This is a genomic window from Pseudomonas sp. GW821-FHT07F01 (genome assembly GCF_059418825.1).
In genome coordinates this window covers 342,189-359,643 of the sequence record NZ_JBWKQO010000001.1, presented here as the reverse complement: position 1 = coordinate 359,643, position 17,455 = coordinate 342,189, and the positions used below count along the sequence as shown (strand labels likewise).

General features: G+C 62.2%; 15 protein-coding genes. 11 read left to right on the top strand and 4 right to left on the bottom strand.

Annotation, left to right across the window (positions count from 1 at the left end; translation table 11 throughout):
- Positions 1–80: 80 nt before the first annotated feature.
- From AC07R1_RS01605 to AC07R1_RS01595, 3 genes are all read right to left on the bottom strand, one after another.
- Positions 81–1,046 (bottom strand): FecR domain-containing protein, encoded by a 966-nt coding sequence (locus AC07R1_RS01605; protein WP_495110021.1) that lies wholly within the window; start codon positions 1,044–1,046, stop codon positions 81–83.
- Positions 1,043–1,549 (bottom strand): sigma-70 family RNA polymerase sigma factor, encoded by a 507-nt coding sequence (locus AC07R1_RS01600; protein ID WP_495110020.1) that lies wholly within the window; start codon positions 1,547–1,549, stop codon positions 1,043–1,045. The genes AC07R1_RS01605 and AC07R1_RS01600 overlap by 4 nt, the downstream gene beginning before the upstream one ends.
- A gap of 211 nt (positions 1,550–1,760) precedes the next feature.
- The gene (locus AC07R1_RS01595; RefSeq protein WP_011060662.1) at positions 1,761–2,201 is read right to left on the bottom strand and encodes an Lrp/AsnC family transcriptional regulator; all 441 of its coding nucleotides are present in this window, start codon (positions 2,199–2,201) and stop codon (positions 1,761–1,763) included.
- A gap of 139 nt (positions 2,202–2,340) precedes the next feature.
- On the opposite strand from AC07R1_RS01595, the gene AC07R1_RS01590 reads away from it, so the two are divergent.
- The 5 genes from AC07R1_RS01590 to AC07R1_RS01570 all read left to right on the top strand — a co-directional run bounded on the left by AC07R1_RS01590 (position 2,341) and on the right by AC07R1_RS01570 (position 8,506).
- A complete protein-coding gene (locus tag AC07R1_RS01590) occupies positions 2,341–5,388 on the top strand; it encodes an aminotransferase class III-fold pyridoxal phosphate-dependent enzyme (RefSeq protein WP_495110019.1) in 3,048 nt (1,015 codons plus the stop codon).
- A gap of 188 nt (positions 5,389–5,576) precedes the next feature.
- Complete coding sequence (locus tag AC07R1_RS01585) at positions 5,577–6,365, top strand: ABC transporter substrate-binding protein (RefSeq protein WP_495110018.1); 789 nt, start codon at positions 5,577–5,579, stop codon at positions 6,363–6,365.
- 63 nt (positions 6,366–6,428) lie between these two features.
- Positions 6,429–7,076 carry an amino acid ABC transporter permease gene (locus tag AC07R1_RS01580; RefSeq protein WP_011060659.1) on the top strand — a complete coding sequence of 216 codons (648 nt, stop codon included), beginning with the start codon at positions 6,429–6,431 and terminating at the stop codon, positions 7,074–7,076.
- Between the two features lie 9 nt (positions 7,077–7,085).
- Complete coding sequence (locus tag AC07R1_RS01575; RefSeq protein ID WP_495110017.1) at positions 7,086–7,745, top strand: amino acid ABC transporter permease; 660 nt, start codon at positions 7,086–7,088, stop codon at positions 7,743–7,745.
- Entirely contained in the window at positions 7,742–8,506 is a 765-nt protein-coding gene (locus AC07R1_RS01570) for an amino acid ABC transporter ATP-binding protein (RefSeq protein ID WP_047285775.1), read from the top strand. Before AC07R1_RS01575 ends, AC07R1_RS01570 begins: the two co-directional genes overlap by 4 nt.
- A 184-nt stretch (positions 8,507–8,690) precedes the next feature.
- Here AC07R1_RS01570 and cysQ read toward each other — a convergent pair whose 3' ends face one another.
- Complete coding sequence (gene cysQ, locus AC07R1_RS01565; protein ID WP_262213230.1) at positions 8,691–9,455, bottom strand: 3'(2'),5'-bisphosphate nucleotidase CysQ; 765 nt, start codon at positions 9,453–9,455, stop codon at positions 8,691–8,693.
- Positions 9,456–10,279: 824 nt separating this feature from the next.
- Between cysQ and cysD the strand changes: the two genes are divergently transcribed.
- The 6 genes from cysD to AC07R1_RS01535 all read left to right on the top strand — a co-directional run bounded on the left by cysD (position 10,280) and on the right by AC07R1_RS01535 (position 17,167).
- Positions 10,280–11,482: a sulfate adenylyltransferase subunit CysD gene (gene cysD, locus AC07R1_RS01560; protein WP_495110277.1), complete on the top strand. Its 1,203-nt coding sequence runs from the start codon at positions 10,280–10,282 to the stop codon at positions 11,480–11,482.
- Entirely contained in the window at positions 11,482–13,392 is a 1,911-nt protein-coding gene (gene cysN, locus AC07R1_RS01555) for a sulfate adenylyltransferase subunit CysN (RefSeq protein WP_495110016.1), read from the top strand. Before cysD ends, cysN begins: the two co-directional genes overlap by 1 nt.
- Before the next feature lie 162 nt (positions 13,393–13,554).
- Complete coding sequence (locus tag AC07R1_RS01550; RefSeq protein ID WP_207239057.1) at positions 13,555–14,667, top strand: DUF1214 domain-containing protein; 1,113 nt, start codon at positions 13,555–13,557, stop codon at positions 14,665–14,667.
- Positions 14,664–15,851, top strand: coding sequence for a sulfotransferase family protein (locus AC07R1_RS01545; protein WP_495110015.1), 1,188 nt, complete (start codon positions 14,664–14,666; stop codon positions 15,849–15,851). The genes AC07R1_RS01550 and AC07R1_RS01545 overlap by 4 nt, the downstream gene beginning before the upstream one ends.
- Before the next feature lie 16 nt (positions 15,852–15,867).
- Positions 15,868–16,335 (top strand): SRPBCC domain-containing protein, encoded by a 468-nt coding sequence (locus AC07R1_RS01540; RefSeq protein WP_072452408.1) that lies wholly within the window; start codon positions 15,868–15,870, stop codon positions 16,333–16,335.
- A gap of 40 nt (positions 16,336–16,375) precedes the next feature.
- Entirely contained in the window at positions 16,376–17,167 is a 792-nt protein-coding gene (locus tag AC07R1_RS01535; RefSeq protein ID WP_072452409.1) for an SDR family oxidoreductase, read from the top strand.
- The last annotated feature ends 288 nt before the right edge of the window (positions 17,168–17,455 follow it).

Sequence of the window (17,455 nt, the reverse complement as noted above, 5' to 3'; positions counted from 1 at the left end):
CGAAACCCACCTGTGCCGGTGGGTAATACCTGAAGGCCAAGCCAGATCGAAAAAACTATCGCGCCGGTGAAAAAAAAGTTTCAGGCCGGCACCACGGTCACCCAGTAACGGGTTCTTCGCTCGATGCGCACCGGCAAGGTATTGGCTACCAGGGCCAGGGCGGCATCGGTGTCGTCCAACTGGAAACTGCCGGTTACGCGCAGGCCCGCCACGGCTTCGCTGCAACGCAAGAAGCCCGGGCGATAGCGCGACAGCTCTGCCAGCAACTGATCCAGGCGCATGCGCTCGGCGGGCAGGATGCCGCGCATCCAGGCCTGGGCCAGAAACGTATCGATGGGGCTTGGCCGCCCTGCTCCCCGGCCATCGACTCGGGTTTGCCAGCCGGCCTGCAACGCCAGCGGTGCTGGGTGCTGCCGTGCGCTCACCTGCACCAGCCCGCGCAACACCGTCACCTGGGTGCCCAGGCGATCGTGACGCACCAGCAGGTTGGCACCACGGCTATAGAGCACCGCATCCGGGGTCGACAGTTGCAGGGATGCAGAGCCCGCCGGGGTGTCCAGGGCCAGTTCGCCCTCGATCAATTGCAGGCTGCGCTGCCGGGCGCTCAGGTCCAGGTTCACCGCACTGGCGGTGTTCAGCCATAGCGAGCCACCGTCGGCCAGGGCCCAATGGCGTCGCTCGCCGACGCCGGTGCGATAACTGGCCAGGGCTGAGCGCACCAGGGTGGAATCCGCCCCCTGCCAGGAAATACCCCCCAACAGCCCCAAAGCCAGCAGGCACTTGAGCACCTGTCGCCGTCGCTGCGGATCGGCGCCCGCCGCTTGCAACGCCCGGCGCGCCGTGGCATCGGCCAACAGTTCGGCCCCCGGCTGCAGCATCAGCGGCAAGCTGCTGACCCGCTGCCAGGCGTACTCATGCTCAGCACTGGCTTGCCGCCATTGCTGCAAGGCCTGATGGTCCGCGGCGCTCATCAGCCCGGACTGCATCCGCACCAGCCAATCGATGGCACTGTCCCGCACCCGGGGATCGACCGCGGCGCCACTCATTCAAAACGGCTCGCGTAACAGACACTGAAGGCCTTGCCCATGGCCCGCTGCACCTGGGCCACGCTCAGGCTCAACTGCGCGGCGATCTGCGGATAGGTCAGGCCATCGAGCTGGGACAGAAAGAAGATCTGCCGCACCCGCGACGACAACCCCACCAGCAGCGCATCCAGCTGCAACAGGGTCTCGATCATCAGGTGCCGCTCCTCCGGCGAAGGCTCCTCCCCCACTGGCCGCGCCGCCAGGGCTTCCAGATAAGCCCGTTCGATCGCCTGGCGGCGCCAGCGATTGATCAGCAGGCCGTTGGCAATGGTGGCCAGGAACGCCATGGGCTGGCGCAACTCACGCACATCCTCCTGGGAGCGCAGCACCCGGATAAAGGTGTCATGGGCCAGGTCCTCGGCATCGGCACTGTGCCCCAGGCGCCGGTGCAGCCAGCCCCGCAGCCAGTCGTGATGGTTCGCATACAACTGGGCGACGGGCGAAGAGAGGCTGTGGTTGTGCATGGCAGATTCGCATTAATGATAATGCTTCTCATTTTATGATTTTGCGATGCGCGTTGTACAGGGTAGGAAGCGGGTGATTGCCGCAAGGGAATGGGCCCGCCCTCATACATCCGGCTGTCGGGGACGGGCGCCAAGCGGGCATTTCAGAGCTTTTGCAGGCGTGCCCGGCACTTCCCGCAGGCACATCCCGCCCGTTCTTCGTGTCGCAGAATCAGGAAGTCTGCCGGTCGATGTCGCGCCGAAGCACCACGGCGGTGGTGATGTCCTCGACCGACTCATGACTGGCTACGGCATCCCGGACTCGGTTCAGGTCATCAATGGTGCGTGATTCGATCTCGATCACCAGGTCCAGCTGGCCACTGACCGAAGAGATGCGTCGCACCTGGGAGTGCTGGGCCAGCATGTCCAGCAGGCTGATGGCCGGCGTGCGCTTCAGGCACACCAGAAACATGGCGCGAATCACGTTGGCGTCGATTTCGCCAATATCCGCCCGGTAGCCCCTGATCACGCCATTGCGCTCAAGGTTGAGGACACGCTCGCTGGTGGCGCTTCTGGACAGTCCGATTCTCGCGGCCAGGGCCTTCAGGGCGATCCGCGCTTCTTTAGACAGAATGTCCAGTATTTCGCGATCTTTCACGTCCAGGTCGCGCATCAAGACTCCTCACTTTGACTACCGAATTTGTGCCGGTCGATTCCGACAATATGCAGGCCAATGCCGACCGCATACCTACTGCCGCCAAGGATTTCGCATGCCAAGCTAACTGAAAACAATAACTTGGAAAACCACTACCATGACCAACCTTTCCCACCCCGCCCCGCAGTTCTCGCCCCGCGATGCCGAACAACTGGCCGAGCAGCTTTTCAATGTCGTCGCCACGGCCTCGCCCCTGGATGGCGAACGCGACTGCAACTACCGGTTGAACACTGCAGGCGATGCGGGATGGATTCTGAAGGTGGTCAATTCGAGTGAGCCGCGAGCCGAAAGCGAGCTGCAGACGGCCATCCTCAGCCACCTCGCCAGCTACAACCCCGAGCTTGCCGTGCCGCAGCTGAAGAAGAGCCTTGCCGGTGGTTTCCTCGCCTCGGCCGTGGCGCCCTCCGGTGAAACCCATGCGGTGCGCCTGGTGAGCTGGCTGCACGGCACTCCCCTGGCCGAGGTCAAGCGCACCTTCGCCCTCATGCGCAGCCTGGGCCAGTCGTTCGCCGACATGGATCGTGCGTTGCAGGGCTTCATGCATCCCGGTGCGGTGCGCGACCTGGACTGGGACCTGCGGCACGCCGCGCGCTCCAGATCGCGCCTGCATTTCGTCAAGGACCCTGGCCGACGCGCCATTCTGGAGCGCTTCATCACCGCGTTCGAAAACACGGTGCAACCCAGGCTTGCGCGGTTGCGCACGCAGGTCATTCACAATGACGGCAATGACTGGAACATCCTCGTCGACCCGCAGACTCATCAGCAGGTCTCGGGCATCATCGACTTTGGCGATGCCGTGCATACGGTGCTGATTGCCGAAGTCGCCATCACCTGCGCCTACTCCATTCTCGACATGGAGGACCCCATCGGCGCGGCCGCCGCCCTCACCGCCGGTTTCCACGAGCGCTACCCGCTGCAGCCGCAAGAGCTGGACGTGCTGTTCAACCTGATCGCCATGCGCCTGGTCATCAGCGTCACCTTGTCGGCCTCGCGCCACGAGCAGACCCAGGACAACCCTTACCTGGCCATCAGCGAAGCCCCGGCCTGGCGCCTGCTGGAAAAAATGGACCGCATGAACCCGCGCCTGGCGACGGCGATCCTGCGCAAGGCCTGCGGTTATGACGCAATAGAAGGCGCCGGGGCGGTTCGCCGCTGGGTGGATGAAAACCGCCACGCCTTCGCGGACATCGTGCACCCGGCGGCGGCGACCCTGAACAAGGCCATTGTGCCGTTCGCCGATGCCGCCCATGTGCTGACGGTCGCCTCCGCCGAGCAGCGTCCGGCAGAGGCGGCGAAATGGTGGAACGATTTCGCGGCTGAACATCAAGTGCCACTGGGCATCGGCCCCTGGGGCGAAGAACGGACCATTTACACCGACGCGGCATTTGAATCGCGCTTCATTGCAGGGCAACGTCGGATCATTCACCTGGGCGTCGACTTGATCATGCCGGCCGGAACGCCGCTGTACACACCGCTTGCCGGCGTAGTGCGCAGCGTCGAGGTCGAGCGTGAGCCGCTGGGCTATGGCGGCTTGATCATGCTTAAGCATTCGCCTGAGGGCTGCCCGCCGTTCCTGACCCTGTGGGGGCACATGGCCCACGAAGCGCTGACCCGCCTCAAGCCCGGGGACCGTCTTGAGGCGGGCGCCCTGGTGGGCCACATGGGCGCGGACACGGAAAACGGCGGCTGGCTGCCCCATGTGCACTTCCAGATGTCCACCGATACCCAGCTGCAAGCGAGCGAGTTCATCGGCGTTGGTGAGCGCGCCTATCTTGAGGTATGGGCCGACCTGTTCCCGGATGCCTCGACCCTGGCCGGAATCCCCCCGGAAACCTACAGCCAGGAAGGCAGAAGCAAAGCGGAAATCGTGGCCAAGCGTAAGGAAATGCTGCTGCCCAACTTGTCGATTTCCTACTCGGACCCGATCAAGTTCGTGCGCGGTGATGGGGTCTGGTTGATAGACAACTTTGGCCGGGCCTACCTGGACTGCTTCAACAACGTCTGCCACCTGGGCCACTCCCATCCCGATGTGGTGCAAGCGCTTGCACGCCAGGCATCACGGCTGAACACCAACACCCGTTACCTGCACGACAACATCGTCGAGTACGCCGAACGCCTCACCGCGACCCTGCCCAAAGGCCTGGCGGTGGCCTCCTTCGGCTGTTCCGGCAGCGAAGCCAACAGCCTGATGCTGCGCATGGCGCGCAATCACACCGGGCGCAACGACGCCATCGTGCTGGATTGGGCCTACCACGGCACCACCCAGGAGCTGATCGACCTGAGCCCCTACAAGTACAAGCGCAAGGCCGGCAAAGGCCGTGCAGAACACGTATTCGAGGCGGCCGTGCCGAATGCCTACCGCGCAGCGGATCACTGGCCGTTCGAAGAGCTGGGCAAGCGTTTCGCGCAAAGTGTCGCCGAGCAGATCGATAGCATGCGCAAGCAAGGCCGGGGCCCGGCGTTCTTTCTGGCGGAGTCCATTCCCAGCGTCGCCGGGCAACTGTTTTTCCCGGAAAACTACTTGCAGGAGGTCTATGCCATGGTGCGTGCCGAGGGCGGCCTGTGCCTGGCCGACGAAGTCCAGGTCGGCTTTGGTCGAGTGGGCAGCCACTGGTGGGCCTTTGAAACCCAGGGCGTGGTGCCCGATGCGGTGTCCATGGGCAAGCCCATTGGCAACGGGCACCCGATGTCGGCAGTGGTGACCACCCGCGAGATCGCAGACAGCTTCAACAATGGCATGGAGTACTTCAACACCTTCGCCGGCAACCCGGTTTCCTGTGCCGTGGGGCTCAGCGTTCTCGATGTGATTGAGCGCGACAACCTGAAACTCAACGCACTGACGGTGGGCAACTACTTGCTCGATGGCTTTCGCACCCTGCAGCAGCGCTACGATGCCATTGGCGACGTACGCGGCCTGGGGCTGTTCCTCGGGATTGAACTGGTCACCGATCGCAAGAGCAAGGCGCCCGCTACGCAACTGGCCAGGAAGGTCGCCGATGGTGCCCGGGAGCGCGGCATTCTGATCGGCACCGAAGGCCCCTACGACAACGTACTGAAAATGCGCCCCTCGATGATTTTCAGCCAGAAGAACGCCGACTTCCTGCTTGAAGTCCTGGACGAAAGCTTCAAGGCGGCACTGCGCTAGAGCGACAGGATCGGGGCCGCAGCGCCCCAAACCGGGCTGGCCGACATAATGTCGGCCAACTCCGGCAATGTGTCCGGCACGCGGACACCTTGCCGGGTGCTTTGCGCATTGGCCTGTGCAAAGCTTTTCCCGAGGCCAGGGTGAAGAGCCCACAACAAAAAATAATAATTCTTCAAAGGTGCCATCCCATGCTAACCAGAACGCTCAAGGGTCTGCTTGCCGCATCCACCGTCGCCGCCGCGGCGCTCCTCTGCCCCGCCGCCGCTCAGGCTGACGACTTGCAATCGATCCAGGCATCCAAAGAGATTCGCATCGCCATGAGCGGGCAATATTCGCCCTTCAGCTTTGCCAACGAGCAGAACCAGATCGTCGGCTTCGACGCCTCCATCAGCGAAGCCCTGGCCCAGCGGCTTGGGGTGAAGGTCAGTATTGTCACCACGCCCTTCGACGGGATCATTGCCGGGCTCCTGGCCAAGAAATACGACGCCATCATCGCCTCCATGACCATTACCCCTGAGCGCCTGAGGGCCGTGGATTTCGTGGGCCCCTACTACCACGCCGGCCGCACCATCGTGGTGAAGGAAGACTCGCCGATCAACAGCCTGGCTGACCTGAAGGATGTGACGGTGGGCGTCACCCTCGGCGATGCCCACGACAAATGGGCCAGGGCGCGCGGCAACCTGAAGGTCAAGACCTACAAAGGGCTTCCCGAGATGCTGGTCGACCTGGAAGCCGGGCGCCTCGACGCGCTGGTGATGGACAGCGTTCCGGTACTGGTGGCCGTCAAGGAAACCGGGCAGAAAGTGCGCATCATCACGCCACCCGACAGTGACGGTGGGGTTGAAGGCATGGGCATTGCGCTGCGCAAGAACAACCCCGAGCTCAAGGCAGCGATGCAGCAGGCACTGAACGACATGCTCGCCGATGGCAGCTACGAAAAGATCTCGATGAAGTGGATCGGCAAGGACATTCGCTGACTCCTCTTCAGCCTGGCTCGACCTGGGGTCGGGCCAGTCAACCTGACCTTTTCGAGCCTGCCCATGGATCTGACACTCATACAGCGCACCCTGCCGTTTTTTCTGGAGGCGGCCTGGGTCACGGTGCACGTTTCGCTACTGGCACTGCTGCTGGGCCTGCTGGTCGCCATCGTGCTGGTGGCGGCCCGGCTGTCCGGCTTTTTCCTGCTTCGCTGCCTGGCCAGGGTCTACATCAGCGTTTTTCGCGGCACGCCCTGCCTGGTCCAACTCTTCCTCCTCTACTTTGGCGGCCCGCAGATCGGCCTTGAGCTGGAGCCGTTTTCCGCTGGCGTCATCGGCCTGGGCCTGAACATCGCGGCCTACATGGCCGAATCCATTCGCGGCGCCATCAGCAACGTCGATCCCGGCCAGGTCGAAGCGGCCCGCTCAATCGGTTTCGGCAAGGGCCAGACCCTGTGGCTGATCACCCTGCCGCAAACCGCCAAGCTGATGATCAGGCCACTGGGGGTCAATGCGGTCGCGCTGATCAAGGGCTCGGCCCTGGTGTCGACCATCTCGGTGGTGGAGCTCTCCTATACAGCGCAGCGCTTTATCAGCTCCACCTACAAGCCATTCGAGATCTTCATGGTGTCGGCCATTTTGTATATCGCCATGGTCTACACGGTCAGATTGCTGGTTGACCACCTCGACAAACGCTTCGCGGCAAAGTGAGACGCGTCAATGCAAAGCCTCGATCTCAGTATCCTCACCCCCTATTCCGAGCTGCTGGCCACCGGGCTCTGGTGGACCATCGTCTTGTTCCTCTGCTCCAGTGTATTGAGCCTGATTGCCGGAATAGCCTTTGCCCTGATCGTGATCTACACCCCCAAACTGGTCTCCCTGCCCATTCGTTTCCTGACCTGGCTGCTGATGGGCACACCTTTGCTGCTTCAGCTGTACCTGATCTATTACGGCCTGGTGCAAGTGGGGATCGATATCCCGGCATTGATCGCTGGCATCATCGGCCTGAGCCTGCACTTCGCCGTCTACAACGCCGACGTCATTCGTGCCGGAGTCCTGTCGGTCGACCCGGGCCAGATTGAAGGCGCGCGCTCCATTGGCCTGAGCCGCAGCCAAGCCCAGCGCTACGTGATTGTGCCGCAAGCCCTGCGCAGTACCCTCGCGCCCCTGGGCAACAACCTGATCGTGCTGCTCAAGGACACCTCCCTGGTGTCGATCATCGGCATTGCCGAACTGGTCTACAGCGCCCAGCGCGCCGTGAGCGAAACCTACAGCCCGTTCGAGTTCTATCTGGCCGTCGCGGTGATTTACTACGCGGTCAATCTTGTCCTGGAAGCCGGCCTGCACCTTCTTGAAACCAAGGTAGAGATGTCACGATGACCACCGAAAAGCTCATGGTTGAAGTCAAGGGCGCGCGCAAGGCGTATGGCGCACTTGAAGTGCTCAAAGGCATCGATCTGTCTGTCTCGCGCGGGCAGATCATCGCCATCATCGGCCCCAGTGGTTCGGGCAAAAGCACCCTGCTGCGCTCGATCAACCACCTGGAAGTACTGAACGAGGGGGAGATCTGGCTGGAAGGCGAACACGTCAACCGGCCCTTGAAAGGTCGAGCCTTTGAACAGCACATCAATAGCGTGCGCCAGCAGATGGGCATGGTGTTCCAGCACTTCAACCTGTTTCCGCACCTGACCGTGCATGAAAACATCGCCCTCGGCCCGATCAAGCTCAAAGGGCTGACCCGGCCAGCCGCTCGCGAGCTGGCCATGGAGTACCTGTCGAAAGTCGGCCTGGCCAACAAGTTCGACGAGTACCCTTCTCGCCTGTCCGGCGGGCAGAAACAGCGCGTGGCCATTGCCAGGGCCCTGGCGATGCGCCCCAAGGTCATGCTGTTCGATGAAGCCACCTCGGCGCTGGACCCCGAGCTGGTGGAAGAGGTCAACCAGGTCATGAAGCAACTCGCCGCCGAACACATGACCATGTTGATCGTCACCCATGAAATGCGCTTTGCCGGCGAAGTGGCGGACCGGATCATCTTCATGGACGGTGGCGTGGTGGTCGAGGAAGGCGCGCCACAAGAGATCCTGCAGAACCCGACTCACGAACGAACCCGGTCGTTCCTGAAAAAGCATTTGCACGCCTAGAGAGGTGGCGCTTATCCCTGTCGAAGATTGTCCTGCGCCCAGTCGGTGGGGTTCAAACTGGCGCAGATGAACGAGTTGCTGGCCGCCAGGCACCATCAGGCCTCGATGCCCTGGCCCAGGCCAATCAGGGCATCGAGGCCAAGCGCCTGGAGTGGCAAGTCGGACCGATACCGGGCTCTTGGCGCTACAGCCCGCGAGCGTAGAAATGCGGGTTGTCCAGACCCGCCTTGCCATAACGCAGCACATCGCCGGCCAAGGTGCAGATCTCTCCACCGGCGGCCAGCAGCACCGCATGACCCGCGGCGATATCCCACTCCATGGTGCGTCCCAGGCGTGGATAAAGGTCTGCCTCGCCGGCGGCCACCAGGCAAATCTTCAGGGATGAGCCGGCATTTTTCAGTGAGCGTACTTTGCGTCGCTCGAGGAATTTTTCCAGCGCCTCGGCATCGCCATGGGAGCGGCTGGCGACAATGTCCAGGCCGTCTTCCGAGACGGCCCGGCATTCGATAGGTTGACGCTGCCCGGCCCGTTCGATAAAGGCGCCGCACCCCCTCCCCCCGGCGAACAATCGCTCCAACGCAGGCGCCAAAACCACGCCCAGCACCGGCTCGCCATTGTCGATCAGCGCGATATTGACGGTGAACTCGCCGTTGCGATGAATGAATTCCCGGGTCCCGTCGAGTGGGTCCACCAGCCAGAAACGTTGACCGATTTCAGGCACCTGGCCGGCCGTGGCGGCCTCTTCGGAGATCACCGGAATGTGCGGTGTAAGTGCTGCCAGCGCCCGCAGAATCAAGGCTTCGGCGCGCTCATCGGCCTCGGTCACCGGGGAAGCATCGAGCTTGCCGCGCACCTCGAAATCCGAGCGATACACCTGCATCACCAGCTCGCCCGCTTCGCGAGCAATGTCGATGACATCTTCGAGCAGGACGGTCATTGACGCGTTCATGGGAGTGCTCCTGTTTTTACTCTACGTATGGTCCGTTCGGCCTATGCGCCGCTTTTCGAATCAGGGAACAGTACAGACGTCCGCTTCATCGCCACTCAGCAAATGGATGTTTGACAGGAGTTCCCGTGTCCCGCGGCAATCAGTTGTCCGTTCTCCAGATCAACCGCCTGCGCCTGCGTGCCGTGCAACTGCGCATTGCCGGCAGTACGCTCAAGGTCATCCGTCAGGACACCGGCCTGTCTTCACCGACCATCATCGCCGCTTACAAGGCGTGGCAGGCCGGCGGCTGGGATGCCGTGCCCGTGCGTAAGCGCGGGCGCAAGGAGGGCGAAGGCCGGAGCCTTTCGGCGGAGCAGGAGAAAAACATCTACCGGCTGTTGGTCAGCACGCCGCCGGAACGCCACGACTTGCCGTGCCTGCTGTGGCAACTGGAGGCCACGCAGGCGCTGGTAAGGCGCTTGCACGGGATCGACCTGCCAGACCGAACCGCCGCCCATTACCTGCAACGCTGGCAGTTGAATGCCGAGCGTCCGGCCAAGCGTGTCGCCAATGCCTCGGCAGCGGTGCAGCGCTGGTACCGCGACACTTACCGCCACATCCTCGATCAGGCCCGCGCGCAGAACGGCGAGATCTACTGGATCGACGACTACGGTGCACGCAACGACCCGGGCAAACTCCGTCATGGCCTGCTGCGAGCGGTGAGCAATCGCGGCAAGGTGCTCTGGCTGCCCTATGAGGGCAAGCTACGCGCCCCCCATCTGGAAGAGTTCTTCGACCGCCTCTACCGCAGCGCCAAGCGCAAGGTCTTCGCCCTGCTCTCGGGCATGCACTGGCAGCGTGCCGCGACCTTCATCAGCTGGGCCGGCGAACGCAACGAATGCTTTCATCTGTTCCATCTGCCTGAAGCCAACGACATGCTCAAGGGCGCCCGCGAGCTGGCAGCCCACGTCAACCGGCAGGCCGCGCGCGGTGCTCTGGCCCTCCCGACCGCCGCCCCACTCGCCCGCCCCAGCGACCCCATGCTGCAGATGTTGCGCCTGATGTTAAAACATCAAGTCGCGCATAAGTCCGAGCCGCGCCAGTTGTACGTTGATAAACGACAACAACAAAAAGCGAAGGACACCTCCATGACGCTTACCCACTTACAGAGACTGGAAGCCGAAAGCATCCAGGCGATGCGTGAAGTCGTCGCCGAATCCGACAACCCGGTGATGCTTTACTCCGTCGGCAAGGACAGCGCGGTCATGCTGCACCTGGCGATGAAAGCCTTCTACCCGGCCAGGCCGCCCTTCCCTTTGTTGCATGTGGACACCACCTGGAAGTTCCAGGAGATGTATCGCTTCCGCGATCAGATGGTGGCCAAACTCAAGGTCGAGCTGATGACCCACATTAACCCCGAGGGCCTTGAAATGGGGATCAGCCCGTTCAAGCACGGGTCACAGATCCACACCGACATCATGAAGACCGAAGGTCTGAAACAGGCACTGGACCATTACGGCTTCGACGCGGCCTTTGGCGGCGCCCGCCGTGACGAGGAGAAATCCCGGGCCAAGGAGCGGATCTTTTCCTTCCGCTCCGACCAGCATCGCTGGGACCCGAAGAACCAGCGCCCGGAACTCTGGCACCTGTACAACACGCGCAAGCACAAAGGCGAGTCGATCCGCGTGTTCCCACTGTCCAACTGGACCGAGCTGGACATCTGGCAGTACATCCACCTGGAAAACATTCCGATCGTGCCCCTGTACTTCGCCGCGCCGCGCCCGGTGGTCGAGCGCGACGGCATGCTGATCATGGTCGACGACGAGCGCATGCCGCTCAACCCCGGCGAAGTGCCGATGATCCGCAACGTGCGCTTCCGTACCCTGGGCTGCTACCCCCTCACCGGCGCCGTCGAGTCCGATGCCGACACCCTGCCCAAGATCATTCAGGAAATGCTGCTGACCCGCACATCCGAGCGTCAGGGGCGAATGATCGACCACGACGCGTCTGCATCGATGGAGAAGAAAAAACAAGAGGGGTATTTCTGATGGCACATGTATCCGAGCTGATCGCCGAGGATATCGAGCAGTACCTCAAGGCCCACGAGCACAAGAGCCTGCTGCGTTTCATCACCTGCGGCAGTGTCGACGATGGCAAGAGCACGCTGATCGGGCGCCTGCTCTTTGATTCGAAGATGCTGTTCGAAGACCAGATGGAAGCCCTGGAAGCCGACTCGAAAAAAGACGGCACCCAGGGTGGCGAACTGGACTTCGCCCTGTTGGTGGATGGCCTGGCCGCGGAACGCGAACAAGGCATCACCATCGACGTGGCCTATAGTTTCTTCTCCACCGGGCGACGCAAATTCATTGTCGCCGACACCCCTGGCCATGAGCAGTACACCCGCAACATGGTGACCGGCGCCTCCACCGCCGATGTCGCCGTGGTGATGATCGATGCCCGGCGCGGCGTGCTGACCCAGTCCCGGCGCCACAGCTTTCTGGCCTCGCTGATCGGCATTCGCAAAGTAGTGCTGGCCGTCAACAAGATGGACTTGATGGACTACTCGGAGAAAGTCTTCAACAGCATCGTCGATGACTATCGCGCCTTCGCCAGGCAGATCGATCTGCAGGACTTCACCGCGATTCCGATGTCGGCGCTGCGCGGTGACAACATCACCGAAAAGAGTGAGCACATGCCGTGGTACCGCGGCACCACGTTGATGGGCTTCCTGGAAACCGTCGAGATCGACGAGGCACGCCAACAGAAGCTGGCCTTCCGCATGCCGGTGCAGTGGGTCAACCGGCCCAATCTGGATTTCCGGGGTTTCACCGGCACCATCGCCAGCGGCGTGATTCGTCCCGGCGACCGCGTGCGTGTGTTGCCGGGCGGACAACAGAGCCATATCTCGCGCATCGTCACCCTCGACGGTGACTTGCAACAAGCCGTGGCCGGACAGTCGATCACCCTGACCCTGAGCGACGAAGTCGATTGCAGCCGCGGCGATGTGCTGTCGAGCGCCGAAGATCCGACCAGCGTCGCCGACCAGTTCCAGGTCAGCCTGATCTGGATGCACGAGCAGCCCATGCTCGCCGGTCGGCCCTACCTGATGAAGATCGGTGGCAAGACGTTGCCGGTGACCTTGTCGGCGCCCAAGTACAAGGTCAACGTCAACACCATGGAGCACTTGGCTGCCAAGGAACTGGCGCTGAACGAAATCGGCGTGTGCAACCTGTTCACCAGCCAGCCGATCGCTTTCGATGCCTACAAGGACAACCGCGAGACCGGCAGTTTCATCCTCATCAACCGCCTGACCAATGCCACCGTAGGCGCGGGCCTGATCGAGTTCTCTCTGCGCCGCTCGCAGAACATCCACATGCAGCACGTGGACGTGAACAAGAAATCCCGCGCCGAACAGTTGGGCCAGCGACCGGTGCTGCTGTGGTTCACCGGCTTGTCCGGCGCCGGCAAGTCGGCCATCGCCAACCTGTTGGAAACCCGTCTCTATGCTCGCGGTCGCAGCACTTACCTGCTCGACGGCGACAACGTGCGTCATGGGCTCAATCGCGACCTGGGCTTCACCGATGCCGATCGTGTGGAAAACATCCGCCGGGTGGCCGAGGTCTCGAAGCTGTTGGTCGACGCCGGGCTGATCGTGTTGACCGCGTTCATTTCGCCATTTCGTTCCGAGCGCGAAATGGCGCGCGGCCTGCTGCAGGAGGGCGAGTTCATCGAGATCTTCGTCGACACGCCGTTGTCGGTGGCCGAGGAGCGCGACCCGAAGGGCCTGTACAAGAAAGTCCGCCGTGGCGAACTGAAGAACTTCACCGGCATCGACTCACCCTACGAAGTGCCGGATAAGCCGGACATCCATATCGAAACCTGCACGCTGACACCGGAGAAGGCCGTGGATCGCATCATCAGGGTACTGACCGAGCGCGGCATCATCGCTGAGCAATAGCCATGGCGCCCGGCTCGCCGGGCGTTTAACGATCGCCTCGGGTACTCCCACAGAACCCGGGACGAGTAAAGCCGAGCCCCTGTCGGGGGCCGATGAACCTGTCGCGAGCGCCCTGCGAGGGCGCCCACGGTCCGGGTTCCACCAGCTCAAGAGAGTCTAACAATGACCATCAGCTCGATTGACGAACAACACCTGCTAACTGGCCAGACCTGGGCCACCTTCTGCGACCATCTCAAGCGTTGCGGCGAACAGATCCTGCGCCCTGAAGCGCCCGCCGATGCGGCTACCCGCGCCGAAGGTTTCCGCTACCTCACTCGCCTGCTGCGTATCGGCCTGGAAATGCACATCGAGTTTGCCGACCCGGCGTTCCCGAGTTTCTTCAAGACCTCCCACGAGACCGCGAAGATCGGCGCCGACAACCCCGATAATCTCTACGAATATTCGCGCCTGGACGGCACGCTGGAATACCGCATCAAGGGTCAGCGCGGCAGTGTCGCCTACCTGAGCTTCGGCACCCAGAAAGGCGGTTATGAAACCGATGGCACCCTGATCCAGACCGGTTTCATCGACGCCAGCCAGCTAGAGATCGATGCCCAGGGGCACTTCGAAATCATCCTCAGCCGTGAGCCACAACCGGGTAACTGGCTGAAAATGGAAGACGCCAGCAACGCGCTGATCGTGCGCCAGACTTTTCTCGACCGCCGCAGCGAAGTGCCGGCCAAACTGAGCATCGAGCGCATCGGCAGCGATGCCAAGCCGCAAGCCCTCGACCCGGCGACCTTCCAGCAAGGCCTGGCGCGGGTCTCCAGTTTCGTCGAGAACACCGCCCGGTTGTTCGCCGACTGGAGCCAAAGCTACCTGCCGCACAGCAATCAATTGCCACCGGCCAACCAGGCGCTGTGTCAGTCCGTGGGCGGTGACCCGAACATTTTCTACTACCACTCGCATTGGGCGCTGGCCGAGGACCAGGCATTGGTCATCCACATCGACAAGGTTCCGGAGTGCGACTTCTGGAACTTGCAGATCAACAACTACTGGATGGAGTCGCTGGACTACCGCTACCACCAGATTTGCCTCAACAAGCACCAGGCGCAACACGACGCTAACGGCGGCGTGACCCTGGTCCTGAGCGAGCAAGACCCGGGGGTGAACAACTGGCTGCAAACCGCCGGCATCCGCCAGGGCACCCTGTGCCTGCGCTGGGTCGGCGCCCAAGAGCAATGCCATCCAACCACCCAGGTAGTCAACCTGGCGGACGTCACGGAGGCCCTATGAACGCGCATTCGCCGATTGAAGAGTTGAGCGTCGACAACCTGCTGAGCACCGCCAGCGCCCGCACCCATGGCCTGCGCAATTTTGGCGAGGACAACTATCGCGAGTCGTTGCAGGTGCTGCTCGATGCCCTGGCCAGTGAAGCCGAGCTGTCACAGGCCGGCCAGTATCTGCTCCAGGAAAGACTGGTGGGGCAACTGGTCAACCGTTTACTGATCGAGGATTACCTGAGCCGCTATCCGCAAATCACCCAGATACCGATCGACGATCCGCTGGTCATCGTCGGCCTGCCGCGCACCGGCACCACCCTGCTGCAACGCACCCTGGCGGTTGATCGGCGCTTCTATTCGGCGGCCTGGTGGGAGACCCGTTTTCCGGCCCCCCTGGCGGACGAAACCCTGGCGGAGCCGGCCATGCGCATCGCCCGGGCCAAGGCCGAGGTCGAGCTGATGGCTCGGGTTATTCCCCAGATTCTCGCCATCCACCCGCTGGACGCGATGCTCTGCGACGAAGAGTTCATGCTCATGGAACACTCGTTCATGTGCGCCATGGACGCCTACGTCAACGTGCCCAGCTATACCCGTTGGCTGGATCGCCAGGATCAGCGACCGGTCTACACCCAGTTGAAAAAAATGCTGCAGTTTCTGCAGTGGCAAAAAGAACAGCGCGGCGAACCCGCCGGTCAACGCTGGCTGCTCAAGGCCCCGCAACACTTGCACACTCTGGACCTGCTGCTGGATGTCTTCCCGGACGCGCAGGTGATCCTGACCCACCGCGAACCGGCGCAGACAATTCCCTCGATGGCCAGCATGGCGTACACCTTGTGGCAGATGTACAGCGACAACCCGGACCCGAAGAACGCTGGCGACCAGTGGAACAGCCGCATGGCGCGGGGCATCCGTCACACCATGCAGGTTCGCGAGCAACACGCGGCCGAGCGCTTCCTCGATATCCACTTCGCCGACACCGTGAACCAGCCGATGCAGGTTCTGGAGCGGATCTACGCCTTCGCCAACCTGCCGTTCACCGACAAGGCGCGCACCGACGCACAGGCCTGGCTATCGCAGAACCGACGGGAAAAGCGCGCCAGCCACGACTACAGCCTGGAACGTTTCGGTCTGAATGAAGCACAGATGACCGAGGACTATCAGGCATATCGCGCCCGTCATTTGAACGCCAACCACTGACCTCGCCGGAGGAACCATGGCCAAAGCCGCAAACATCGTGACATCCCACAAGGTGGAAATTAACGCCCCTGCCCGTGTGGTCTGGGAGGTGCTGATCGACCTGGACAAGTACCACGAGTGGAACAGCTTTTGTCCGAGCATTATCTGCAGCCTGCAGCTGGGCGCTCCAGTGCATATGCAGGTCCGTATCCCCGGTACCGACGGCACCGTCCCGGTCAACGAATACCTGGTGGCCTGCGAGCCGGAACGACTGCTGTCCTGGGAGCAGCGCCCGGTCCCGGAAAACATGGACGCCGCTCGCCGCGATCAATACATCGAAGCGCTCGACGCCAATCGCTGCAGCTACTTCACCACTGACATTTTCCTTGGCCTGAACCAGGACACGATCATGCGTGAACACGGAGCCTGGGTAAAAGTCGGCTTCGACCAGATGGCCCTGGATCTGAAGCGACGTGCCGAAGAACTGCACGCCAGCCGCACCTGAAAGCCCCATTCATGAGCAAAACAACAAGAAGGTAGTTGCCATGTTGCTGAAAGACAAAGTCGTCATCATTTCAGGCATTGGCCCTGGCCTGGGCATCAAACTGGCCGTGCGTGCCGCGCAATATCAGGCGCAGGCCGTGGTGTTGGCCACCCGCACCCCTGGCAAACTGGACCAGGCTGAAAAGGCCGTCCGCGACGCCGGCTACAGCACTCCGGTGCTGAAAGTCCCCACCGACATCGCCCTGGCCGAACAGTGCCAGGCACTCGCCGAGCTGACGGTCGAGCACTTCGGCCAGATCGACGTATTGATCAACTCGGCCTACGCCCATGGCGCATGGGGCAGCTCCTCCGAGTCGTCAATGGACGACTGGCGCAAGACCATGGACGTCAACCTGTTCGGCACCATGCACATGACCCAGGCCGTGCTGCCACAGATGAAACAACAGAAGTCGGGCAGCATCGTCATGATCAACACCATGGCCACCCGCACTCCCAACCAGCTGGAATCCGGCTATGCCGTCTCCAAGGGTGCATTGAAAACCGCCGTGCAGTACCTGGCCCAGGACCTCGGCCCGTTTGGCATCCGTGTCAACTCCACCTTCATGGGCTGGATGTGGGGCGCGCCGGTGATCGGCTACTTCGAGGGCGAAGCCAAGCGCCTCGGCGTCCCGATAGCGTCGCTGATCGACCAGGTCGCGCAGCAGATTGCGTTGCGCAAAATCCCCGAGGACCACGACTGCGCCATGGCCGCGCTGTATCTGGCCAGCGACTACGCCAAGGCCATTACCGGCGCACAGCTGGATGTCAACGGAGGCCACTTCCTGCCCCACTGAGGGCCGCTGGCCGAACGCCAGGGCTTTTTCCGTAAGGGCCGGATCGGCCACAGCGCGACCATGCACGGCCCATCCACAGGGCCGTCGGCATGGCCGGCGTCCGGAGTGGCACATTTGACGATGGCAGCGCCCTACCCGCTCGTCCCCTATGGTTGGCACACAGGAAAAATCATCAAGAAACCCGAAAAAACGCCGCACCAACGCCTGAAGGTTCACGACTCCCGCGCCGGCCGGGATGAGCTCAGGTACATCTGGAACGTCCAGGATCGGATTGATAAAGGAGGAATG